At 48.6% G+C, this 22,153-nt stretch carries 31 protein-coding genes and 1 pseudogene; 11 read left to right on the top strand and 21 right to left on the bottom strand.

The window, feature by feature from the left end; genetic code table 11:
* Nucleotides 1-40: 40 nt before the first annotated feature.
* A complete protein-coding gene (locus BN4275_RS05265; protein WP_066455038.1) occupies nt 41-235 on the bottom strand; it encodes a hypothetical protein in 195 nt (64 codons plus the stop codon).
* A 93-nt stretch (nt 236-328) separates the two neighbouring features.
* Between BN4275_RS05265 and BN4275_RS05270 the strand changes: the two genes are divergently transcribed.
* Nucleotides 329-922 carry an HIRAN domain-containing protein gene (locus tag BN4275_RS05270; RefSeq protein WP_066455042.1) on the top strand — a complete coding sequence of 198 codons (594 nt, stop codon included), beginning with the start codon at nt 329-331 and terminating at the stop codon, nt 920-922.
* A gap of 74 nt (nt 923-996) precedes the next feature.
* On the opposite strand, the gene BN4275_RS05275 is transcribed toward BN4275_RS05270, so the two are convergent.
* Nucleotides 997-1,203, bottom strand: coding sequence for a hypothetical protein (locus BN4275_RS05275; RefSeq protein WP_066455044.1), 207 nt, complete (start codon nt 1,201-1,203; stop codon nt 997-999).
* Nucleotides 1,204-1,334: 131 nt separating this feature from the next.
* On the opposite strand from BN4275_RS05275, the gene BN4275_RS05280 reads away from it, so the two are divergent.
* The 4 genes from BN4275_RS05280 (at nt 1,335) to BN4275_RS05295 (ending at nt 4,342) form a co-directional block, all read left to right on the top strand.
* Entirely contained in the window at nt 1,335-1,691 is a 357-nt protein-coding gene (locus tag BN4275_RS05280) for a helix-turn-helix domain-containing protein (RefSeq protein WP_066455049.1), read from the top strand.
* 511 nt (nt 1,692-2,202) lie between these two features.
* Complete coding sequence (locus BN4275_RS05285) at nt 2,203-3,360, top strand: site-specific integrase (protein ID WP_066455052.1); 1,158 nt, start codon at nt 2,203-2,205, stop codon at nt 3,358-3,360.
* 406 nt (nt 3,361-3,766) lie between these two features.
* Entirely contained in the window at nt 3,767-3,901 is a 135-nt protein-coding gene (locus tag BN4275_RS17525) for a helix-turn-helix domain-containing protein (protein WP_079988091.1), read from the top strand.
* A gap of 252 nt (nt 3,902-4,153) precedes the next feature.
* Nucleotides 4,154-4,342 carry a type II toxin-antitoxin system TacA family antitoxin gene (locus tag BN4275_RS05295; RefSeq protein ID WP_066455056.1) on the top strand — a complete coding sequence of 63 codons (189 nt, stop codon included), beginning with the start codon at nt 4,154-4,156 and terminating at the stop codon, nt 4,340-4,342.
* 472 nt (nt 4,343-4,814) lie between these two features.
* Here the strand turns inward: BN4275_RS05295 and BN4275_RS05300 are convergent, their stop codons facing one another.
* The 10 genes from BN4275_RS05300 to BN4275_RS05340 all read right to left on the bottom strand — a co-directional run bounded on the left by BN4275_RS05300 (nt 4,815) and on the right by BN4275_RS05340 (nt 10,756).
* Nucleotides 4,815-5,054: a hypothetical protein gene (locus BN4275_RS05300; RefSeq protein WP_066455059.1), complete on the bottom strand. Its 240-nt coding sequence runs from the start codon at nt 5,052-5,054 to the stop codon at nt 4,815-4,817.
* 62 nt (nt 5,055-5,116) lie between these two features.
* Nucleotides 5,117-5,347, bottom strand: a complete 231-nt coding sequence (locus BN4275_RS05305) for an ImmA/IrrE family metallo-endopeptidase (RefSeq protein ID WP_066455060.1) — start codon at nt 5,345-5,347, stop codon at nt 5,117-5,119.
* Complete coding sequence (locus BN4275_RS17235; RefSeq protein ID WP_154018838.1) at nt 5,340-5,507, bottom strand: hypothetical protein; 168 nt, start codon at nt 5,505-5,507, stop codon at nt 5,340-5,342. Before BN4275_RS17235 ends, BN4275_RS05305 begins: the two co-directional genes overlap by 8 nt.
* A 127-nt stretch (nt 5,508-5,634) precedes the next feature.
* Nucleotides 5,635-5,952 carry an IS66 family insertion sequence element accessory protein TnpB gene (gene tnpB, locus BN4275_RS05310; RefSeq protein ID WP_066455062.1) on the bottom strand — a complete coding sequence of 106 codons (318 nt, stop codon included), beginning with the start codon at nt 5,950-5,952 and terminating at the stop codon, nt 5,635-5,637.
* Nucleotides 5,953-6,374: 422 nt separating this feature from the next.
* Complete coding sequence (locus BN4275_RS05315) at nt 6,375-7,184, bottom strand: N-acyl homoserine lactonase family protein (RefSeq protein ID WP_066455065.1); 810 nt, start codon at nt 7,182-7,184, stop codon at nt 6,375-6,377.
* Between the two features lie 16 nt (nt 7,185-7,200).
* Complete coding sequence (locus BN4275_RS17895; RefSeq protein ID WP_079988093.1) at nt 7,201-7,545, bottom strand: cupin domain-containing protein; 345 nt, start codon at nt 7,543-7,545, stop codon at nt 7,201-7,203.
* A gap of 14 nt (nt 7,546-7,559) precedes the next feature.
* On the bottom strand, nt 7,560-7,841 hold the full coding sequence (locus tag BN4275_RS05325) for a cupin domain-containing protein (RefSeq protein ID WP_066455079.1): 282 nt from the start codon (nt 7,839-7,841) through the stop codon (nt 7,560-7,562).
* A gap of 32 nt (nt 7,842-7,873) precedes the next feature.
* Nucleotides 7,874-9,154: a TRAP transporter large permease gene (locus tag BN4275_RS05330; protein WP_066455086.1), complete on the bottom strand. Its 1,281-nt coding sequence runs from the start codon at nt 9,152-9,154 to the stop codon at nt 7,874-7,876.
* A complete protein-coding gene (locus BN4275_RS05335) occupies nt 9,151-9,663 on the bottom strand; it encodes a TRAP transporter small permease (protein WP_066455087.1) in 513 nt (170 codons plus the stop codon). Before BN4275_RS05335 ends, BN4275_RS05330 begins: the two co-directional genes overlap by 4 nt.
* A gap of 10 nt (nt 9,664-9,673) precedes the next feature.
* On the bottom strand, nt 9,674-10,756 hold the full coding sequence (locus BN4275_RS05340) for a sialic acid TRAP transporter substrate-binding protein SiaP (protein ID WP_079988096.1): 1,083 nt from the start codon (nt 10,754-10,756) through the stop codon (nt 9,674-9,676).
* Between the two features lie 116 nt (nt 10,757-10,872).
* Here BN4275_RS05340 and BN4275_RS05345 point away from each other — a divergent pair, with 116 nt between their 5' ends.
* Nucleotides 10,873-11,631: a GntR family transcriptional regulator gene (locus BN4275_RS05345; RefSeq protein WP_066455090.1), complete on the top strand. Its 759-nt coding sequence runs from the start codon at nt 10,873-10,875 to the stop codon at nt 11,629-11,631.
* Here the strand turns inward: BN4275_RS05345 and BN4275_RS16955 are convergent.
* Genes BN4275_RS16955 through BN4275_RS16965 form a run of 3 tightly spaced genes read right to left on the bottom strand, consistent with a single transcriptional unit; the run spans nt 11,579 to nt 13,379 of the window.
* Nucleotides 11,579-12,739: a recombinase family protein gene (locus tag BN4275_RS16955; RefSeq protein WP_341423460.1), complete on the bottom strand. Its 1,161-nt coding sequence runs from the start codon at nt 12,737-12,739 to the stop codon at nt 11,579-11,581. The two genes, BN4275_RS05345 and BN4275_RS16955, sit on opposite strands and share 53 nt — an antisense overlap.
* 24 nt (nt 12,740-12,763) lie before the next feature.
* Nucleotides 12,764-13,162, bottom strand: a complete 399-nt coding sequence (locus BN4275_RS16960) for a recombinase family protein (RefSeq protein ID WP_161940185.1) — start codon at nt 13,160-13,162, stop codon at nt 12,764-12,766.
* Nucleotides 13,163-13,208: 46 nt separating this feature from the next.
* A complete protein-coding gene (locus BN4275_RS16965) occupies nt 13,209-13,379 on the bottom strand; it encodes a transposon-encoded TnpW family protein (RefSeq protein ID WP_079988099.1) in 171 nt (56 codons plus the stop codon).
* A 705-nt stretch (nt 13,380-14,084) separates the two neighbouring features.
* Between BN4275_RS16965 and BN4275_RS16970 the strand changes: the two genes are divergently transcribed.
* Nucleotides 14,085-14,270: a helix-turn-helix domain-containing protein gene (locus tag BN4275_RS16970; protein WP_242863583.1), complete on the top strand. Its 186-nt coding sequence runs from the start codon at nt 14,085-14,087 to the stop codon at nt 14,268-14,270.
* Between the two features lie 81 nt (nt 14,271-14,351).
* The gene (locus BN4275_RS05355) at nt 14,352-14,708 is read left to right on the top strand and encodes a hypothetical protein (protein ID WP_066455097.1); all 357 of its coding nucleotides are present in this window, start codon (nt 14,352-14,354) and stop codon (nt 14,706-14,708) included.
* A gap of 479 nt (nt 14,709-15,187) precedes the next feature.
* On the opposite strand, the gene BN4275_RS05360 is transcribed toward BN4275_RS05355, so the two are convergent.
* From BN4275_RS05360 to BN4275_RS05375, 4 genes and pseudogenes are all read right to left on the bottom strand, one after another.
* Nucleotides 15,188-15,805, bottom strand: a complete 618-nt coding sequence (locus tag BN4275_RS05360; RefSeq protein ID WP_066455100.1) for a sigma-70 family RNA polymerase sigma factor — start codon at nt 15,803-15,805, stop codon at nt 15,188-15,190.
* A gap of 717 nt (nt 15,806-16,522) precedes the next feature.
* Nucleotides 16,523-17,497, bottom strand: a pseudogene (locus BN4275_RS05365) (YfjI family protein); the annotation flags it as partial.
* Nucleotides 17,498-17,535: 38 nt separating this feature from the next.
* Nucleotides 17,536-18,885: a phage NrS-1 polymerase family protein gene (locus BN4275_RS05370; RefSeq protein ID WP_066455106.1), complete on the bottom strand. Its 1,350-nt coding sequence runs from the start codon at nt 18,883-18,885 to the stop codon at nt 17,536-17,538.
* Between the two features lie 148 nt (nt 18,886-19,033).
* Nucleotides 19,034-19,234 carry a helix-turn-helix transcriptional regulator gene (locus BN4275_RS05375; RefSeq protein WP_066455110.1) on the bottom strand — a complete coding sequence of 67 codons (201 nt, stop codon included), beginning with the start codon at nt 19,232-19,234 and terminating at the stop codon, nt 19,034-19,036.
* Between the two features lie 148 nt (nt 19,235-19,382).
* Between BN4275_RS05375 and BN4275_RS05380 the strand changes: the two genes are divergently transcribed.
* Together BN4275_RS05380 and BN4275_RS05385 are read left to right on the top strand one after the other, a co-directional pair.
* Nucleotides 19,383-19,793, top strand: coding sequence for a helix-turn-helix domain-containing protein (locus tag BN4275_RS05380; RefSeq protein ID WP_066455113.1), 411 nt, complete (start codon nt 19,383-19,385; stop codon nt 19,791-19,793).
* 32 nt (nt 19,794-19,825) lie between these two features.
* Entirely contained in the window at nt 19,826-20,263 is a 438-nt protein-coding gene (locus tag BN4275_RS05385) for an N-terminal phage integrase SAM-like domain-containing protein (protein ID WP_066455116.1), read from the top strand.
* A gap of 125 nt (nt 20,264-20,388) precedes the next feature.
* Here BN4275_RS05385 and BN4275_RS05390 read toward each other — a convergent pair whose 3' ends face one another.
* Nucleotides 20,389-21,075, bottom strand: coding sequence for a manganese catalase family protein (locus tag BN4275_RS05390; RefSeq protein WP_066455119.1), 687 nt, complete (start codon nt 21,073-21,075; stop codon nt 20,389-20,391).
* On the opposite strand from BN4275_RS05390, the gene BN4275_RS05395 reads away from it, so the two are divergent.
* Complete coding sequence (locus BN4275_RS05395) at nt 21,064-21,876, top strand: YdeI/OmpD-associated family protein (protein ID WP_341423461.1); 813 nt, start codon at nt 21,064-21,066, stop codon at nt 21,874-21,876. The genes BN4275_RS05390 and BN4275_RS05395 overlap by 12 nt on opposite strands.
* Nucleotides 21,877-21,916: 40 nt before the next feature.
* On the opposite strand, the gene BN4275_RS05400 is transcribed toward BN4275_RS05395, so the two are convergent.
* Nucleotides 21,917-22,144 carry a hypothetical protein gene (locus BN4275_RS05400; protein ID WP_066455124.1) on the bottom strand — a complete coding sequence of 76 codons (228 nt, stop codon included), beginning with the start codon at nt 22,142-22,144 and terminating at the stop codon, nt 21,917-21,919.
* Nucleotides 22,145-22,153 lie beyond the last annotated feature (9 nt).

The following is a 22,153-nucleotide window of genomic DNA, read 5'->3' on the forward strand; positions in this document are numbered from 1 at the left end:
CGAACCGGTTTTAAAGGAAAACTACATCCTGATATCTGGGCTAAAGAATACCTTCTAACTCACCTAAAAGATCGACCTTAAGTCGGTATGCTTGCAGCAGTTGAGGCAATATCTCAGCTGCTGCTTTTCTGCCTTCTATATTGCTTACAGATCGGAACTCCGCTTCAATTGCTTCAGTAAGCCGGTTAATATTCGCAAATGTGTCTAAAAGCATTGCCTTTCGTGTTTCATCCATCGTATTTTCTCCTTTCCTCCGCCCTCCGGGGCGGCTATCATTCTTGATTGTCCTCCTTTGGTATGGTAAGATGTGGTAAAGGAGGCGTGCTTTATGAAAATTCAAAATAAGAAACTGGCTGTGATTGGTGTCGTTATCATTGTGATTGGTCTCATCGGCCCACTCTCACAAGGCGCGTGGCAAATGTTCTTGCTTCTCACTGTGTTGGGATTGTTTTGCCTGTTTCAATCTAGACGTCCGCCAAAGGTCAAGAGAGCGAACAAGAACGCGCCATTTGAGTTTCCAGAATATGACGAAGCAGGCCACAGACGCTTAGCCATAAAGGAAACCTACTTATCAGGAATCACCCATGAGCACTTCGGCAGTGATCCGCAAGCTGCAATCCCGGGGCTAAAGCCTGGAGAGCAGGTATTTTTACAAACCGACCCAAACAATGAGTACGACAAGAACGCTGTATGGGTATCCACGCGGTTTGGTACTTACATTGGGTGGATTCCGTCAGGAAGCAATGCCGACCTTTTTCAACGGCTTACAAACGGAGAAACCGTTTATGCTCGATTGAAAAAGAAGGATTTTATTGGGGCTGACGAAGAAACTGCTGCGGAAGATGAGCTGTTGCAGGCACCGCTTGGTTGTGTTATCGAAATTGCTACCTACGCAAAAGAACTCATAAACAAAAATAATTGAACTCCTATTGCCGCCCTTCGGGGCGGCTTTTTCCGTTGTTAGCCAAATTAATAATTCACCTTTTTAAGATAATTTCATGTGAAAAAAATTTCATCTACCTGTTCTGATGTAAGCTCAAATAACCATTTGAGCGATTGTGCTTCACCTAAAGAAAATTCTGCCCCGTCTGTTCCATTCAACTTTGCGTTGAAACGAGACAAACTTAGCCCAATTTTCTTTGCTACCATATCTTGGGTCATGGCATGCTCTTTAATTTTCCCCTTCAATTTGTCGGCATTCATTTTCATCACCTCTTTTAACCTTTTCAAGATAATTTTATTATACTCTTGTTTTTCTGCTTGTCAAGATAATTTTGTTGACTTTTTTGATTTTTTTTGTTATTATCAAGATAAATCCAGAAGGGGGCACAACTATGACAATCGGAAGTAAAATTCGAGTTTTACGAAAAGCTCTTGGCTTAACTCAAACTGAACTTGGGGAACGGCTGGGTGTTAAAACAAATGCTGTAAGCAAATGGGAATGTGGACGGGTAGAAGATATTCCGATGTCTAAAATAAAGGCTATGTCCGTACTTTTTAACGTGCCTACCTCCTACTTAATTGACGCAGACGATAAGCCCACCACCGTTTCCAGTGATGGGCTTTGGGAAATCATTCACAACAATCCACGTAAACTTAAATTTGTAGAGTGGATTGCAGGGCTTGACGAGCGCGGTCTGGATCGTATTGAAAAACTTCTTGATGTTGTTGAGATGCTACCAAAAGAATAAGCCTTTCAAACTGCTCATCCGAAAGACTGGCTATCCGGCACACTATGGAGATAAACCTTTCGCTATCAACATAAGTACATGATATACTCTCCTTCCCGGTCAAAGCTCCGACCTCTCTACCGGCACTTCCATTGTATACCTTTCCAGTATCTGTTTCAACCGGTAAAATTTCCCTTTTTGCACGGTTTGCAGGAGCCACATGGCCCGTGCGGTTCATCCTGTCGCTGGTCTTATGGTCTTTAATGCCCTGATCACACATGCTGTTACCTCCTTTTAATTTCGCCCTTTAGCGTGATCTAATCTTATCATATTTATTGTCCAATAAAACGGACAGCAAAATCCACTCATCTAGCAGGTTTTATCAACAGAGGAAGAATATAAAAAATCCGCTTCCTGTTGGCGCAGGAAACGGATCGATGCAAGCCACAAACCATACCAAAAAATTCATAGCTTTGCTGTAAGTATTTTACCACCTTTCTAAGCTTACGGCAAGGCTTAGAGGGGTGTTTTTTTGAAGTGCAAGAAATGCCGTAAGCAAATCCCGGACGACTCCAAATTCTGCAACTATTGCGGCGCACCGCAGAAAAAAGACAAGATGTATCGCCGCCCGGATGGGCTATATGAAAAAGTACTCACCATAGACGGCAAGCGTGTCCCCTTTCGCGCCAAAACCGAAAAAGAGGTCAACCGTAAGATCGCCGAATTCCAGGGCATAAAGGAACGCGGCCCGCTATTCAAAGAGGTGGCCGAGAACTGGCAGAATGAACATTTCCCCACGATTACATATAACACGCAAAAAAGTTATACAGCACCATTCAGCCGCGCAGTTGAGCAGTTTGGCGACACGCCGATCAGGAATATAAAACCTAATGACATCAATTCATTTATCGGCTTATTTGCGCGAAAAGGCATGTCTCAAAAAACTGTTCGAAATCAGCTCCTTGTCATCAATTTAATTTTTTCCTACGCGCTCGTGAATGGGGATGTTGATGGGAACCCCGCTGAGTACGTCGAGCCGCCTAAAAACCTCGCAAAACACAAGCGCGAGTTGCCGTCAGATGAAACTATAGAGCTTGTCAAGAGCAGCATCGACGCGCCATTCGGCCTTCTTGCTTATTTTCTGCTCTACACCGGGTGCCGGATCGGTGAAGCCCTTGCACTTCAATACTCTGATATTGACTTCAAAAATAAGGTCATCCATATTACGAAATCCCTTTATCATCAAAACAACACCCCAAAGATCAAAACACCAAAAACCGAAGCAGGAAAGCGTGACATAATCCTTCTTGACATTTTAGCTGAGAAGTTGCCCAGGGGGAAGCCCAAGGATTATCTATTTCCAGGCGACAATGGAGAGCCAATGACATATTCTTGCTTCAAGCACGGGTGGAACGCTTATTGTAAGGCTATTGGAATGTACACCACCTATGTTTATGTTGACAAAAACGGGCGGAGCCATTCCCGAATTACCCCCGGCCTTACCGCCCATCAGCTTAGACATGGGTTCGCAACAATCCTGTTCGAAGCAGGGATTGACGAAAAGGACGCGCAGGAATTATTGGGGCATTCCAGCATATCGGTAACCAAGGACACATACACCCATATTCGGAAATCTCGACGGGACAAAACTGCAAAAATTTTGAATGAATACACAGTAAATTCACAGTAACGCCATCAAAGTAGCATTATAAGCCATGTTTATTATGGTTCGAATCCATCCTCCTCCACCATAACGTAAACCCGCATTGCTAAAGGCTTTGCGGGTTTTCTTTTGTTTTCAGCTCCCTTCGGAATTATGGTTAGTACGACAGTTGTACGACACATGTACCGAATAAACCATCCTTTATGCGCCTAAGTGTCACCGAAAGGTGACACTTAGGCGCAGACAGAAAAAATGCCGCTATCTTAGCGGCGAACCACCTTGAAGGCAAACAAAAAGCGCCCGGTGTACCAGACCGGACGCTCCTTGCCCTCAAATTTGACATTTAGGGTGGTTTACCATGACAATATTATATAAAACTGTTGGAGAAAACATTGTTCGCCTGCGGCAGTTAAAGGGCTAGACACAGGAAGATTTGGCGCATTACGCGGATCTCACGGTCGCCAGCATCAGCAAGATCGAACGCGGCGTTACCAATCCCACGTTAAAGACCTTGGACAAGATTGCCGACGCGCTCGGCGTGGAAACGGATTCCCTTTTGCGCTTCTGATTCTCTCCTGGCTCCCGGATCACTCCGGGGGCCTTTTTTATTATGCGCAAAACCGTTGATTTTGACCACGCATTCAGGTATTATTAAAATAAGTATATTCATGCGTAACAGAAGAAAACCTATCTTGTCCATAGGCTTATTTTTTGTACCCTTGCGGGTAGGTATATTCATGTCTCCCTGTGGTTAAAAGTATATATCGTTGCGCAACGATATTCAATAGGCAAATCGCACAAACTTTTAGGAGTGAATTAAATGGGAACTTCAAAAACAAAAGCACAGAATAAGTATATTTCAAAGACGAAAGACCGTTTCAATCTACTTCTGAACAAAGGCCAGAAAGCAATAATAGCCGACCACGCCAAAGCACATGGCGAGAGCATGACCGCGTTCATTATCCGCGCTATCCGTGAGACGATGGAGCGGGACAACCAGGACAAATAAAAAGCGCCTTGTCCGGGTGGGCAAGGCGTGATATAATTGCGATAGGCGCTGTTGAAGGCGGCAGGCGGTTAGCCCACCCCGGAAAGGGGGTGGTATGTATGGTCGAGATGATTTTAGCAATCCTTTTGGTTGTGGCGATCACCGAGGCCGTGAAATACATAAAAAAGTAACCGCCCATCCCTGACAAGATTGCGGTTACTTTTTTGTAAAAGCTTCTTCTGAGGGCTAACCGTCTGCTGACAGCGCCTCTTTGTATTTTCATTATAGACCCTCAAAGGGGCAAAGTCAAGCCGCAAGCCCTCCCCTGCCGGAAATTTTCGGCGCTCCTCTGTGGACGAGGTGGCTGATAGTCCCTTTGCGCGTCAATCGTATTGACTTGCAATAAGGTGTCCTGCGCTTTACGGTATACCCACAATGAGAAGAACCATTGAGCCCAATTTTGGGCCCAATGGCATTGGCTTAAACTTTCAATTCAGTGGAGTGCTCCATTGCTTGCCTGTCCATTGTCCCATGCTTCGAGACGGTCCCGGCCTATCATGTGAATTTGCTCGACTGTATTTACACCAGGCACATGACCAATCGCCTTCTGTATCGTATCCGCCTTGTCTGTCGCCCATGATTCCCAGACATCCCGGTACTTCCCGGCCTTCCCGTCGCTCCATGCTTCTTTGATAAACGGGGTCACAATTTCCATGTAGTCATTCGCCGTCATAGTGCCGCCTCCCGCGCCATCATCTTTGCAAAGCCCAGAATAAAGCACGATAACCGCTCCGCTTATTCCTCTGCGTCCACGTTGGGGCCAATGTGTCCCAGAGCGATATGTGCGCACTCATGCGCCAGTGTGTGTATCTGCTCGTCGATGTCGTCCCGTTCGTTGATGAATACCATGTAATCATTTCCTACACAATAGGCAAAGCCTTGATCTGTTCCATACACAGGCGGGCGGTGGCCAACGGCGCGGGCATAGTCTGCATACCGGTTGACGTAGACGTTAACCTCAGCCATGAGCCCCTGCGCCTTCCTGCATATTCAGCCGTTTCGCCTTTGCGTTCCAGCTCTCCGCCGTCTCCATTGGCATTTCATAGACCGGCAGAGTGATGCCGATGTCAGGATCGGTGTATTCACCGGCCAGTTTGAAGCCGGGAAGCTCGTCATACTTTTTCATGTGATCTCATCGAGCGCATCGTAAGCCTCACGAACATTCTCGACTATGATTTCATTACGATTATAGGCGTTTCCATAGCCATCAGCAATAAAGGCCGTGTCAGTTAGACATTCGCCCGCCGATTCTTCTATAAAATATTGCCCTTGCTGGTCCGAAAGCACTGTTCGTGCTGCACCGTCAGGCTTTTTACCTCGTTTTCTTTCCTCGGCCACTGGTAACTTCCCTGCTCCAGACGCTTGTACAACAGGAGAAAGCCGTCCCCTTCCCAGTACGCCCCCTTGATCCTGTCCCGCCGTTTCCTGCAGAACAGGAACAGCGTGTTGGTGAACGGATCCAACTGGAACTGCTGCTGTACGATCGTCGCCAGACCGTCGATTCCACGTCGGAGATTCGTATATCCGCAGGCAATGTACACTTTATCCGCCCCGGTAAAATTATTCAGCATGTCCGCAGCAGCTCCGCCAAAATCTGCAGCAATTCCGGCCCCATTTCCTGATACAGATCAATGCTGCCGCTCCCAATGTTGAGTGTGGCGGTACGTTCCGGAACATTCCGTGGTGGCTGTGGTGCAGGCAGCTCCACAAATGCTGTTGCGGGGTGAGCTGCTGGTTCTTTCCTGCGGATACCCGACAGGACTTCTCTTTCCCACCGGTAATATGTTGTTGTGGTTACTCCTCGCTGACGGCATCATTCGCGCACGGATATCCCGCTACTTCGGCACTCCTGCACTTTTGCCTGATGCTTTAACTCATTACCTGTCATCTTTATGCGCCCCTTAAAAGAGAATAGTGGTGGATTGTTTCACAACATCCCACCACTATTCTCTCATGCTTGTCTACCCGTTGGAGTATTTGACGCTTACGCAGATTATATAATTACACCACCAGGATAATGCGAAAACACTTTCCAATCATGAGCAGGAATTACAGTATCCGCGCGCATATGTAAAGTATCGTACGCTTTGGCGAGCTCTCCTAGGTTCCAGATATTCCCTCCTGGGCCCAGCCAATTGTGCTCCCAATTCTCATATTTTGGGACAATATCTCCAGCTAAAGCAATAACGGAAGATGCGGTTTCGATAAATACAGCAAGACTACCGGGGGTATGCCCGCCCAATTGTAAAAAGTGCACATGCTTGGATATGGTGCCCTTACCGTTAATGGGCTTTATTCTTGCCATTTGAGTGACACATTCCCGCATTCCCGGATAAAAATGTGGGGCCCATACAGGTGCGGATAGGAAATAAGGGAGATCATCCGCCGGGATCATTAACTGGGCGTTGGGAAAAAGTTGGTTTCCACCGATATGATCCCAATGCAGATGCGTATTGACCACGATGTCAATGTCGTTTGGTTGTACGCCCAGCTTTTTGAGCTGATCTTCCAGCGGTTCCAGCGCTTTTAAGTAGTATCGGTCCCCGCGCTCCTTTCGGATACGATGAATCCGGTCGAAATCTCCAACCCCGGAGTCTACGAGAATTTTTGTGCCGTTGTCATCGATGTAAAAAGCGCAGCCACAGTGCTTGACTCCCTCACTGACAGTCCCGTCACTCCATGTAACCTGTGTTTTTTCCTCGATGGTTTCGAGCATCGGACCATGGGTTCCCACATTGTTATATACCGCCGAAGGAGGAATTGCCATTTCGGAAACCGCTAAGATTTGAATTTGGACCGCCATATACAAACCTCCAAAGCTATAATTTCGCTGAGCAAACAATATGCTCCAGGACATCATCACCTGTGTTGCGCAACCCATGCAGAACGCCGCAGGGGATGGGTATGATATCGCCAGCCTTCACAGGGCGTTCCTCGTCGCCTATGGTCATGATCCCGTGGCCTCTTACAATGTAAAACGCTTCCTCAACGGCATCATGGAGATGGGTGGGTACGAAACCGCCGCAGTAATAAATTCCATAGTCTCCGCTGTTAAAAGAGCTGCTGTGAAATTCGGTGCCCTTGACGTAGTTGCAAGATACCCGTCCGGTTTCATCTTCATGTTTGGTTTGATGCAGTTTTAAATGTTTTATATTCGCTCCCATATTCAAAATTCCCCCTAAGCTTTTGTGTAATAACGAACCAACCTGAGACCGACATTCCCAGAGTTATTGAACCAATGATCGTTTCCGGCGGGAATGTAGACACTTGACTGCGGGGAGAGTGAATAAAGATATTCATCTACTTTCAGCGTCCCATACCCAGAGATGACGAAATAGCAGGAATCCATATTTTCCAGTGAGAGGTTCGCACCTGTTTCGTTTATTGCGAGCTCGATTTCATCAATGTGCAGCTTTTGAATTTGTCCTTGGCTGGGCTGTACCAAATTTTGAATTTTCAAATGCATGAACTCCTTTCAAATGGCCTTGCTTCCTATCCCAATAATCCTGGCAGCCAGAGTACCAGTCCTGGAATATAGGTGATTAACAACAATACGATAACGAGGACAACCATAAACGGCGCCAATTCCCGGAAAACTGTGTGCAGGGGTACTTTTGCAATTCCTGCCGAAACATAGGTCATCATCCCGAACGGAGGGGTGAGCGTACCAATCATCAAATTGACGACCATCACAACACCTAAATGCACCAGATCGATGCCAAGTCCCTGCGCCACGGGCAAAATGATCGGTAAGAAGATCAGCATCGTGGCATTGAGTTCCATAAAGCACCCAAGAATTAAGAACAAAATATTGAACACCATCAGCATGACATATGGGTTTTGGCTAAAAGAGAGCAGTCCTTCGGTTAGCCTGATCGGGATTTGTTCTGCGGTCAGCACAAACCCAAACAGGGTTGCCGCTCCAATGATAAAACAGACGATTGCCGTATTGGCGGCCGTATTTATGAGGATTTGCTTCATATCTGTGAGTTTAATGGTGTGGTAAAACAAAAAACCCAATAGAAATGCATAGACAGCGGCCACCGAAGCCGCCTCCGTCGGGGTAAAAAAACCGCTGTAGATGCCGCCCAACAGGATGATTGGCGCCATCAATCCGGGAATTGCCTTAATGAAGCTTATCCAGACTTCACGCAGATCAATTCTCTCGTTTCGGGGATAGCTGCGGCGTTTGGCAGTCCAGTAGCAGATGGCCATCATGGCTCCACCCATCAGGATACCGGGGATTGCCCCTCCCAGGAAAAGCCTTCCGATCGACGCGCCGGCGATGGAAGAATAGACCACCATGGGGATACTGGGGGGAATGATAGGCCCTATGATTGAAGATGCCGCTGTGATTGCTGCGGAAAAGGGCTTATCATACCCGTCGTCCGTCATGGCCTTGATTTCCATTGTCCCCAATCCTGCGGCATCGGCGGCGGACGAACCGGACATTCCCGCAAACAGCATACTTGCCAGAACATTGGTGTGCGCCATACCACCGGGAATCCATCCCACAATTGAATTTGCAAACCGGAACAGGTAGGTTGTTATACCACAGTGGTTCATCAATTCCGCGGCAAGGATGAACATTGGTATTGCCATCAGCAAAAAACTGTCCATCCCGGCAACGGATTTGCGCGCCACCAAGGTCAGCTGTTCACCGGACAGAATCAGGTAGGTGGTGGAGGAGAGCAGTAAGGAGGACCATATCGGAGCCTTGAATAGGAACAGGACGATTAATACCAGGATAAAAGCGGCCAAAGGCAGGCTCATATGGGTGCGCCTCCTTTCCTGGTCAGCTCACTGGCTGCTTCCATACAGTCCCCTAAAAAGGCGACGATCATAGCGCATAGACCGGCCAAATACCCAAGATGAGGCAATCCCGACGGCCAGGAAAGGGCTGCTGAGGGGATCGTGTTCATACTCTGGACCAATCGCATTGTTGGCGGCAGCAGCAAAAAGAAAAATAATACGATGACGATATTTGTCAGAATTCGGACAATATTCTGCAATCGCGGAGACATCAGCCTGGAAACAAGAAAATCGAACTGGATCTGGTTTTTCATCTGGATTGCAATTGCACAACCCAAACAGTTGAGCCAGACGAATAAAAGCCGGGTAAATTCTTCGGTCCAGGACAATGGGGAAGAAAATATTTTCCGGCAGATAATCTGGAGGAAGGTTGCCCCAACGATTAGAATCAGAAGGATACAACACACTACGCGGCAAATCCGGTTGACAAAGTGTGCTGTGCGCATAAGAGCGTTTACGATTTTATTCATTCCCGCGACCTCATTCCTGATAGGACTGCACTCCTTCATAATAACCTTCGCCCCATTCGGAGTCGAAGTTTTCGGTCATATATTTTGTCGCCGCCGCTCGGAATGCCTCCACGTCAGGCGTATGTACGGTGACGCCTTCCGCTTCCAATTTTGCTACCAGATCGGATTCCTGCTGGAGGGCGATTTCCTTCTCATATTCGCCGGCTTCTTTGACGCATTGTACAATCAAATCCTGATCCTCTTTTGACAGTCCCTGCCAAAACGCGTCGTTGACCATAACCGTATTAAAATTATAATTGTGGCCGGTCATGATGATGTACTTCTGAACTTCCTGGAATTTGTTCTGATAGATGGTGGGCAGAGGATTCTCCTGCGCGTCAATCACACCTGTTTTAAGTGACAGATAGACCTCCGAAAGGCTGATTGGCGTGGGGCTCGCGCCGAGCGCATTGCCATTGGCAATATAAAGCGGTCCATCCGGCACGCGCATTTTGACGCCCTTTAAATCGGCGGGGGTATCAATCTGTTTGTTGGTGCTGATGTGCCGCGTTCCATAGTACCACACATCGATTACCCGTATACCGCGGGATTCAAGAAGCTCAGCGAACATTTCCTGCCCAATTTCCCCAGTCATAACAGACATCATATGATCGATGTCCCGGAACGCGTAGACTGCTTCACTCACCAAAAATTTTGGGGCCCACTGCGCAAGAAATCCGCCGCCTTCATTTCCCATTTGGTTGGTGCCTTCTACCAGCATCCCCATAATCTCATTGTTATTCCCAAGTTGAGAGCTGGGGAACAGGTTAACGGTAATTCTCCCATCGGATCTGCTTTCCACGAGTTCTTTAAACTTCGCAGTGCCTTGATTAAAGGGGAGATCGGGCGCGAAAACGTTACCCCAGCGAATTTCAATTGGCTCTTGGGCGGCTGGGGCATTCTGGCCGGGATCCGACGCCACGGACGAAGAGATTGGCGTGGTGTCGGGGGAGGGATCAGTGCTTTGTGTTGCGTTATTGGAGGAGCAAGCTGATAACAGGGTAATACAGGTGAAAAGCGAAAGGACTTTGATTTTGAAACTACTGTTTGCCATAGTAAACACTCCTTTTCTTTTTTTAGATTCTAAATTTTAAATCTAAAATCTAATCTTGACTTTAATATAGCAATAATTTACAATGATGTCAAGACACTTTTAAGGAGGAACTTTCGATGAGTAACATTGATAGCCCCTACCTGTTGGTGGATCTTGCTTATCGTGCGATAAAGGACGACATTTTGACAAAACAACTTGTGCCCGGAAAAAAAATCGTAGTACATGATTTGTCACAACGCTACCAGATCAGCGAGACTCCCATTAAACAGGCACTAAACCGGCTGATTACAGAAGGGCTTGTAGAAAGCATCCCAAGACGTGGCGTGACCATCAAAAAGCTTACATTAAAAGGCTTGCGCGATATGATGCAAGCCCGGAGAATGATAGAGTTGTTTGCGGTTCCACAAATTTTGCAAAAGGCGAAGGAGGAACCGCAGTTTGTTGATATATTAAATGAGAATACGTGCCAACTCGAAGAGTCTTTGAAAACTGCAAGCGCGAGCGATTATTATGCAAAACAAAACCAATTGGATACCCAATTTCATGTCTTGCTGGTGGGGACTTTAGAGAATGAAAAAATATCAGAGATTTACAGCCATCTAGGTACACATCTTGTGGTATTTTATCTTTATGGCGTCAAACAGATGGAACGGTTTTTGGAAAGCTTGGAGGAACATAAAGAAATTCTTCGTGCTGTCCGTAACCTCGATCGAAAGGAATTGGAGGAGGCGCTTCTTCACCATTTAGATATGACGGAAGCAGATTCACAAAAAAATTTAACGCAAGTCCTAAAAAATTGCAGCGTATTTGATCCGGATAAAATTAGCTGTACAGGTAAATATCCACCTGCATTGTCCGTTTCCCCTCGATCTTAACAGCTTCATGGACAACTACCTTTTCGATAAACTCATTCAAAAGGGTGGGCGTGCGTTCCGTAAACTCAGTGTGCCGCTTTACCAGTTCTAAAAATCGATCGGCTCTCACACTATCGGTATTGTAGCGGTCAATCTCGGCTTGTAACCTCTCAATCTCTCTATCAAGATTTTTCTGTTCGGTATCATAGCCCGTCAAGAGTTCCAAAAAATGGTTTTCGGGGATTTTGTCTGCGGCATAGCTTTCATACAGCTTTTTAATCAGACGGCTGATTTCCTCCCGGCGGCGTTTGCTCTTTGTCAGCTTCTTTCGGTTTTCCTTTACTTCCGTTTCCTGTTGTAATTCCGCTTCTTCCCGTACCCGCTGGATAAAGGCGGCTTCATTTTCAAGGGCATATTTGCTCACCCGCTTTATCGCGTCCAGTATCAGCTTTTCTACCACTACCACGCGGATATAGTGGCAGGTGCAGGATTTGGAATAGTGGCGGTAATTGGAACACACATACTCATGGTGGGGTTGGTCGGAGCGCCCTGTGTTTCCTCTCTTGTGGTACATCTTTGCGCCGCAATCCTCGCAGTAGAGGATACCTGTTAGGGGATTTGTTTCCCTGTCCAACTTGTAAACTCTGCGCTTTGTTCCCCGTAACCGCTGTACGATATTCCATGTTTCCTCGTCAACGATCTGCGGGTGCGCGTCTTTGAATACACGCCTGTTTTCGGGTGTGGGCTTGCGCTTCTTGGATTTATAGCTCTCCGTCCCTGTCTTGTTTAAGATTTTCCAGCCCATATATTTCTCTTTTTTGAGGATATTGATGATGGTGGTATTCGACCATTTATACGGGTCAGCGTTATGCGTCCCGTGGCTCGCCTTTTCCCCGATATGCTTCCAATGAGCGTTGGGGGTCATGACCTGTTCGGCAGTCAGTTCCTCCGCAATTTTGGCAATGTTCTTTCCCGCAATGACGCTCAGGAATATCCGTTTTACGATGGGGGCTGCTTCTTCATCTATGATCCAGTTCTGGTGGTCTTGCGGGTCGTGCAGATACCCATAGGGGAGTGCCCCTGTTACATGGTTTCCCGCCGCTGTCCTTGCTCCGAATATCGCCCGTATTTTAAGGCTTGTATCTCTGGCGTGTCACTCCGCAAGGATATTGCGGAAGGGCATAAAATCATCCTCGCCTTTGGCAGTATCTATGCCCTCCGCAACGGCAATTAGGCGCACATTCATTTCCCGAAGCTGCTCTAAAAACAAGCCTACATGCAGATGGTCGCGTCCCAGACGGCTCATGTCTTTGATGAGGACTTGCCCCACGCCGCCGCACTCAATATCCTTCATCATCTGTAAAAAGCCCTGTCTGTCCCATCTTGTCCCACTCCATCCGTCATCTGTACGGTGGGCAAAGTGGGTAAAGCCGTTCCGAAGCGCGTATTCCTCCAGATAAGCTTTTTGATTCTCAATGGACAGAGATTCATTTTCCCGTCCGTCCTCATGGCTCAAACGCTCATACAAAAGTGTCAGTTTTTCGCTGCTCATGCTTTCCTCTTTCCGGCTTTCTGCTCCCTTTGCGGCACACATCAGGTCAGGCAGTTTTCTTCACCTCGCTTTCAATAAGACGCATGATCTTGTCCTCGAATGTTTCCTTGCCCGTCTTGCTAAAATGGACGGACACAAGGTAGGTGGTAGAACTGATACGCTCTGAGAACTGTTCCTCTTCGCTTTTGACTTTCTTGCCCCTGCTCACGTATTTCATGCGGCTGCTCCTTTCCGCATTGAAGTTTGCAACTGGTTGGTGTAGAATATGACAAAACTCCTTTCTGATTTTCTAAACGGGCAATCTGGCGGTTGCGTCCTCCCACATTGCCCCCTCACGAATAGGAGAAATACAGGGTGCAAAGCGGAACTGTTTTCAAAATCTTTTTGTGCCGCAAATGGCTCTTTCGCCTGTGTTTTTCGGGTTGCCCCCGTTCTTTTATGATATAGACCTTTCTGTCTTCGTCCGGGTGCAGGGGCTTGTCTGCGCAGGCTTTCGAGCTTAACCCGCCAACTGTGGCTTTTCGTTCCTTGCCATCGACGGCGCTTTATCCGGTCAACGCCTAAACGGAGAGCCGTTTGCGGGGGCTCTGGGCCGTCGAGTTAAGGACTGGGTGGCTTTAAGCATCTAGGGCGCTGCCCGTTTCAATCTCCCTTATCCATTCCCAGCTTTACGCGGCATTCTTGGCTTCGGCTTTCGCCTACTTTCGTCTGCCTTCCCTTAACTTCTGTCTATATTATACACCACTTTCTGTGTAATTTCTATTGACTTATTACATAATTATCTGTGTAATATTTAGTCTATGTTTTACATTGAAATCTGTGTAATGCTATGTTATACTCTCTACAGTGGGAAAGAAGGCCCTAATAAAAATTCCCAAATAGAAAGGATGTGGAGACAATACCCATTCGGTACAAAATCAATGTGTTGGCTGCACTTAAAGAAAACGGATTTAATACCACAAAGTTACGTCGAGAGAAACTGCTTTCCGAAGGGGTCATTCAGGCCTTGAGAGATGGCCGGATGATTTCACTTGATAATGTGTCCAAAATCTGCAAACTGTTGAACTGCCAACCGGGAGATATTCTCGAATATGAACCGGAAGAATAACCGTTTTCTTTTGGCAATATCGCCCATTGTGGGCTAATCCTTAACGTGGTATAATCTAACTCACAGGCAGGAGGGGAAAACATGGATGACGTGTTAAGTAGAATTCTTCAAAAGTTGGATGACCTTGAGGCTGGACAGAAGGGCTTTGGGGTGCAAATTAATGAAATGGGATCACAGTTAAAAAGTGTAAACGCCCGACTGGAACGTCTTGAAGCGGATATGTCAGAAGTAAAAGACCGCACTAGGATCATTGAAACCAGAATAGAGCACGATATTCCAAATCGATTGGATTCCCTTGCAGACGGCTATAAACTCAACAGTGAGAAGCTGGACGGCATAAAGGCCGTGGTGGATGATATTGATTCTTCTGTAACCGCTCTGGAAGTGGTGACAAAGTTCCAGAACGGCAAACCGATTACCTTGCAAATTATCAAATAATAAAGCAATGGCGGGCTTCCCTCCGTGGGTTGCCCGCTAGTTTTATATCTGTGGGTATGCAACGGAAACAGTTGCCGTTGCGATAGGGCCGGTCGAATACCGCCAGATGCCGCCGAAACGGGTTCTCTCGCATGCTGCTCAACCGACACGATGCCGCTTGACCATTCGAACGAAATCGGCCGCAGAGGAATCCGGGTTCGTCGCGGTAATTCGGTGGCAACTGTTACCGTCGAACTGCTGCACCGGGAACAGACGACAGATTGTCGGTTGTACGCTCCTGCTACCGGCATGAATGAAATCGTGTCGGTAGCGATCGTCAAAAATGACGGGCATGCCCGCAAGTGGGCACATTATCGCAAATGACAAGTTTTCGGTTGTGACAAGGCCATATCTTAGCGCGTGATCGGCTTGCAAGCCCGCGCAGCGGCCTTTAGGCGGTCTGACCGTAACACTTTTTATCAAATGTGGAAACAACAAGGTTAGAAGGGCCTTTGCGCCGTCCGCAAAGATTTTCTCAGCTTCTCCAATGCGTGACGCTCCGCGCTGAGCACTCCCTGATAGGATATCCCTATCCGCTCGGCTATCTCGCGCAGCTTCATCCCGTCTATGTACCGCAGTCGGATCACCTGCCGTTGCCGTGGGGATAATGTGCCTATCGCCGCCCTCAACTGCTCCTGCAATTCACCGTTTTCTATCCGTTTAGCCGGTGACGGCTCTGGGCTTTCCAGCGCGTCAAGCAACGTGATTTCGTCATCTTCCCGGCCCGGTAAAGGTGCATCAAGCGAAATCGTGTCTATCTGCTTAGGATGTTCTTTGGAGTAACGCAGGCCCAACGCTTCCCGAACGACATTCATGACATTGCGGCTAAGGTAAGTGGTGAACCGGTACGGCTTTGCCGGGTCGAAGTATTTCAGGGCTCGGACAAGTCCTAAATAGGCGTACTGTTCCAGATCCTCTGGATCTAATAGCCGCTCTTGTGCTATGCCCTGATACTTATTCGCCAGCTTGTAAAGTAACCGCTGGTTATTCAGATACAGGGCCGTGAGCGCGTCCCGGTCGCCGTCTTTGGCCTTGACCGCCAGTTCTTCATTGTTCATGCCGTTCACCTCCAGTGTGCGCCTCGTGCACACCTTCTTTCAGATACCTTGCGTAAACCTTGTCCCTTTTGCGGTGGGAAAGTATTCATCAACTTTTTACAGTGGGGAAATACTCGCGCGCGTATCGTGTTAATAAACTCACCTTAACCTGCGATCACGCGTGTACCAGCTTCAAAAAACGCCTGTTTTGTTCCTGTTCTCCCACTGTTACCAGGCGCGGGGACTCTCATTGTGGACACCTGCGAAGGTATACCCAACTTGATAACCTCTTTGCAATGATCCCCGTTGCGGCCTCGCGCTTCACCCGCTACCATAGAAGGTCTTTTCATTGCCGGTCCTTTGCCAACTTTCTTTTTAGGGTCTCGAAATCTCCGAATGCCCTTTCTTTTTAGGGTGTCCGAAATGACCGAATGTAGGGGACAAGATAGCCAAATAGTATCCACAATGGGGGACATCCCCCGGTAGCAGGCAAGCGGCTAACCATAATCGCCAACACCACAAGGCCCCTGCCATTTTACGGAAAATCCCCAAAATGAGATTTTAAATTCCCGTGGAGAAATTTTACTGTAAAGAACTAGGGTCTGCGGTGTCGCCTGCTATCCCTGTACTTTTCTAGCCGCCCCCGGAGGTTCACGAGAATTAATTCATCGGGGCGGCCGCCTGTTTTTTATTTTCGTTATAGTGGAGCAAAAATAGCATTAATAGCAATAATCGTGTCTATGTTCTATTTCTGCTAATTTTGCTATTTTTGCTCATAGGGTTTACAATTATTTTTTTGCTTGGTCTGCCGCGTTCGCCGGTCTGTTTTTCTTCCTCGTGGATGTATCCCAAATCAATAAGCATACTCAACGCCGGGTCCATTTGTTCCACTTTTTTAAATTTCCCTTTGCAAATATCAAATAGATCCCGCTTACTAATTTCATCCCGTCCAGTGCTTTCAATACGTCGCCACAGATACTTAGCGTCCTCATAGTCATTGTCCGCGCCCATGACCTGATACGCCGCCATTGCGTGCGTCCCCAGAAATTCAGATGTTTTAACTGCCCCTTGCATAACCTCCGGGTTTATGGGACTCTCTGTGGGGTCTCCTGCTGCTTCTGCCGCGTGCATCAGCGCGGCGATTCTCACCATAGCGCCGACAAGCTTTCCGCCCCAGTCCCGCATAAACTCCCAATCGTCGCCCAGCCTTTGCTCTATGTAGGCGGCATATTCCTGCCTGATATGGTCGGCCTCCGGGCTCAGGTAGAGAACCCCCTGCCCCCGATCCGAAAGGATACGGCGAACAAACTGCCTGTAATCGGCCTTGATGCTGTCCGGTATTGTATCCGGGCATATATCGCGCCACCCCACCTTGGATTTACACATAGCATACAGAAAGCGCCCGCACAGTCCGCGTCCACGAAAAGTTGCGTTGTCCATCAACCCCTGCAATACTTCCGGCTGAATGGTTAGCATCATGCTCAATCTAGGTTGTGGGATGTAGTTGGATTTTCGTCCTATGCGGTCAACCATGATCGGATCGCCCGCATGTCCTTTCAGGTAGATATCGAAGTTTGCGCCTTTATCGTAGCGTCCGGCCAGAGCATCAAATAAGCCGCCCTCGGCGCTTGCTACGGTGATGCGTCCGCCCTGCATGTCCATAATGTCAATCAGCTTCTCCTGGGTCGTATCGTCCACAAGGAGCCGGAACGGGTGCTTGTCTTGGAATTGGGCGAGTTGTGCGGAGAGCTCTAGGGCTTCATCTTTACACGCTTCGAAGGAACCTTTTTCTTGGTGGCATTGTTCTGTGCCGCCTGCAAAGCCTTTTCCAGCAAAGCCCTCTCGGTCTGGTTCTGGGCAATCTCTGCGGCTTCAAGCTCCCGTCTTTCAGCTTCATATTCATATACAGGTTTGCTCAAAGCAGATATTACAGCGCTTTTTCGTTCTCCGGGCGGCGCGACGGCAACAGTGTACAAGCAAAGCGGTTCCCGCCAGTCGCTTGTTATCTCAACCTCATATTTTGATTGAAAGGCCGTGGCCAACACTCCCAGCGACAAGATACCGGGCATTTCCTCCGGGGTCTGCGTGCTCTCTGACAAACACTCCACGAACGCGGTTAACGGGCCCGGTAAACTCTCGGTTGGAAAGTCTGGGGTGTCTATACTGTCAAATGGTATCGGCGGTTCCCACCCCTGCGGGAGCGTCACCGGGGCAAAGTCCTCTGCCGCTGCCGGTTTACTCCCGAAGGTGTCCACAGTGTGCCCGATCGCGTCCGCTATTGTGGAAGCTCCATAGGTCTTGCTGCCGTGTTTCTCATCCCACTTCGGACGCATGAGGCCGGACGCGCGGAAAAGCCTGTCCATCTGCGCCGAGTCTTTTCCTGTATAGAAAGCAAGGTAATTGCACAGCGCCATGTCTGCCTCGCTATGGGAGGGATAGCCGCCCGTGTCGCCGCTGTAGAGCCGCCGGAACTTCTCACCGTTGGAGGCCTTGCCCGCTATTTCGAGCAGCTTGCCGTCATCCAGCGTTGGGGTTGCAGGCTGTTGTGTGGGCATCTCTTGGGGCTTATCAGGGAACAGCTCGTCGTATAGCTGCATAATCTCCCGGTCGCGGCGCTCGATGGGCTTTACTCCCATGAAGGGGTTGCCAGTCATGGTCAGGAACCGGGCGTCCTGGTATATTTCAATCCCGCTAGCGGTATCCTTGCGGCCCTCAGCGGGAATGTTGCCGTACACAAAGATATGTAAGCCCGTGCCAGAGGGGGAGAACTCGGTATAGGAATTGAGCAGGCCCACCACCCGGAGCGCTGCCGGGGACACTTCGCAGGTCTCAAGATTGATGCAATGGTCAATGTCCACACCGATAAGCCCCATGTCGTTGAATTCATATCCCACGCCGTCATAGCCCTGTGCCTTTACCGCCGTGTCAAAGTCTACCCATGTGTCAGGCTGTCCCGCGCTGGCCCGCCTGCCGGCCGCCGGGTTATACGGCACCTTGGTTGGCTTGTCCTGCCCCTTGCGCTTCTCATAGCACCATGTGACCCATTGAGGCATTGCCCGAAGCGGCAGCGGGATATTGTTGATCTGATTTTGTGATAGCATCATATCCCGCCTTATGCTTCTATCCGCCGGATTTTGCCCGCGGCGGGCGCTCCCTCCGGCTTGGACAGGTATTCTATCAGGGCGTCCACATTGATGAGGCGGCGCCGCATAGCGGTCGCTACGGGGGGAATTTGGGTGTTGTCCATGTTCAGCCCTCACTTTCTACGATCTCGGACACGTCCACGCCCAACCCAGCCGCGAGCTTTGCCGCTGTCTGTGGCGCACATGTGCCGCGATTTTTTACAGTGCTGACATTCTGATAGGGGATGCCGCTCTTTTGGGCCAGGTCGTTTTGTGTCAGCCCTTTTTGTGCCAAGAGAATTTCAAATTTCGTTTTACTGATTTTCACGTTGTCATCTCCATTTCGCAATAGCAGAGTAATTTTTATTTCTGCAAACCTAGGATAACAGAAATTAAAGTTACTGTCAATTTGTTTTACAGAAATTTTTATTGCTGTCCTGAAGAATCTATGCTAAACTAAACTCAGAGGTGATTTTATGAACACTGGAAACCGTATCAGAGAAGCTAGGTTGACGGCTGGATATACTCAAAAGAAACTGGGTGAGCTTTGCAATATAGCAGAACCCACTATTCGACGTTATGAGCTGGGAAAGTTAAACCCAAAGTACGGAACTCTTCAAAAGATTGCTTTGGCTCTCGAGGTTTCCATTGACTACCTGTTAGGCAACACGCCATACAAAACGATAGCCGAAGAAATAAAAGCAACTGCCCACATGACTCAAAAAAAGCAAGTGAAAGCTGTACGCACCTATCATCCAATGGAAGCCCAACAGATACTGGAAAATGAACTATTGTTCCATTTCAATCGGTTAAACGATCAGGGCCAACAGAAGGCAGCAGAATACCTTGCAGATCTTACGAAAGTACCAGATTACCAAAAAAAATAGCCCCTTGTGGGAGCTTAGAAGGGAGGCCCGCTATGCCCCGGCCCAAAAAAGAACAGCCCAACCACGCGGGCGGGCTGTATGAAGTCAAAATTACCATTGGAAAGACGCTCGACGGCAAGCTTCAGCGCAAGAGCTTTTACAGCTCCATCAGCAAGGATGACGCGCGGCGGCAGGCTGAGGAATGGAAGATCCAGCGGGAAGTGGCGAACCGGACTGGCGTGGGGTTCGTGGATCAGCGCCGTACCTTCTCCGAATGGGCCGATCAATGGCTGGAAATCTATAAAAAGCCGAATGTCACGGAGAACACCTATAACGGCACTTATAAACTCTATGTCGAGCAGCACCTAAAGCCATATTTTGGGCAAGCAGACCTTTCCTGTATCCGGCCAGCCGATATTCAGAAATTCTATGCGAGCAAGCGCAGTCTGTCTCCCTCTGCCCTGCATAAGATCTCCCTATGCCTAAGCTGATTGCCTGCAAGGTTTCTTTTATCAAATCTAAAAAAGATTTTCTTCCCGGTGAAAACGCCCGCTATCCGCGGGTTTTTTTTGCGTAAAAAAAGCCACGCCTCAATGAAGGGGTGGCTTTCAACATTTTATGACGGCCTCTGACTGGGATTGTTAAAACTGGGAGGCGCTGCCTTTGTGTCACCAAAGTGGTTCGCGGGAGACGGGGAGGAAAGGTTGAAGTACAGGCGTGAATCTTCCGTAACCCCAAAGTCCCTGTTCGAGCCGGTATCCTGCACTCTGTTAAACGCCTCCCGAAACAACGCGTTATGCGCTTCTTCGCGGTTGAGCAGAAAATCAATGGTTTCCCGGACAAGTTTATCATTGATTTGGCGGTACAGATATTCATAGACAACCTTTGCGCGCTGCTCGGATGCGATATTGGAAAGCAGGTCCGCGCACAAGTCTCCTGTCACGGTAACATAGTCCGCTGTCCAGGAGTATCCTGACGCGTTGATCAGTCCCGGATTCAGCCCCAGCAAAACATGGGTCTCCACCTCACCCGCCGGTACACCGGCAGCCTCCACGTCATGCCCATTCAGCATATTGATCGTTGTCCCCACCATTTCCATATGGCTCAGTTCTTCAGCGGCAATATCCATGAACAGGTCTTTAATCGCTGGGTCCTTAATCCGAAAGCTCTGCGACATATACTGCATTGCCGATTTCAATTCCCCGTTAGCTCCGCCCAATTGTTCTTGCAAAAGCGCTGCATACTGCGGGTTTGCTTTTTCCACACGAACCGGATGGAACAATTGTTTTTCATGTTTATACATATGATAGCCTCCTTTATAGTGGTTGTTCTAAGTATTTACCAATTTTCCCATCACATGCATTGCCATATCGAAAAACCACGCCGTCGGGCGCAATCTCTGTTGGGCTGCGCATTCCTTGGCGTTGTAATCCGTCCCAAAGCCTGTTATAATGAAAACGAAATCGGTGACATTGCTTCTTGCCACGGCATCAGCCACCTTTCATTGCCGGCCGCACGGCATCTGGGATATTGGAGGCGCTATATGGACGAAATCATGGAGTTTTCCACAAGGGCGGATTTTAGAAACTGGCTGACCAGCAATTGCCTGTCAAGTCCCGGAGTATGGCTGTTATTCGGGAAGGCGTGCGGCCCCAAAACGTTGAAGGCAGGTGAAGCGCTTGAAGAAGCGCTCTGTTTTGGATGGATTGACGGGCAGATGCAGAGCATTGATGAAAAAAGCTATAAAAAGTATTTTTCCTTGCGGAGCAAAAACAGCAAGTGGTCAGAGAAAAACAAAGCTCTGGCAAAAAAACTGGAAGACCAGGGAAAAATGACCGACCATGGCCGGAAGAAAATCGCGGAAGCAAAAGAAAACGGCAGGTGGGACGCTCCAAAGCCGCCGGAGGTCACGGAGGAGCAGATAGCCTGTCTCGCAGCTTTATTGAACGGGCAGGAGCCCGCTTATACAAACTTCCTGGGGATGTCCCGATCTGTGAAAAAAACTTATACGCGGGCATATTTTGACGCCAAGACAGACGCTGGGCGCAGGAGCCGGCTGTCCTGGATGATTGACCGGCTCAACCAAAACTTAAAACCCATGTAACGAAAAGCGGGGCAGGCATCAACCTGCCCCGCTTTTATAATTATCCCTCCGGATCGGGGATCTCACCCCATCCGTCCGCGTCCTCACAGATGACGCAGGCGCTGGTTTCGCTGCCGTTTGTGAGAAGCATGCCCGGCGCGGCAACCAGTCGGAAAGACGGCACAAGTTCATACGGCTCCCCGTCCGCGAACTCCTCCGGCCGTGCGCCGGGTCCCAGATCGATGGTCCTGGTCGGCGTGGTCATCCGGTAGGTTTCAAAAATCTGCATTCCTGTTTC

This window comes from Anaerotruncus rubiinfantis (assembly GCF_900078395.1).
Classification (GTDB): Bacteria; Bacillota; Clostridia; order Oscillospirales; family Ruminococcaceae; genus Anaerotruncus; species Anaerotruncus rubiinfantis.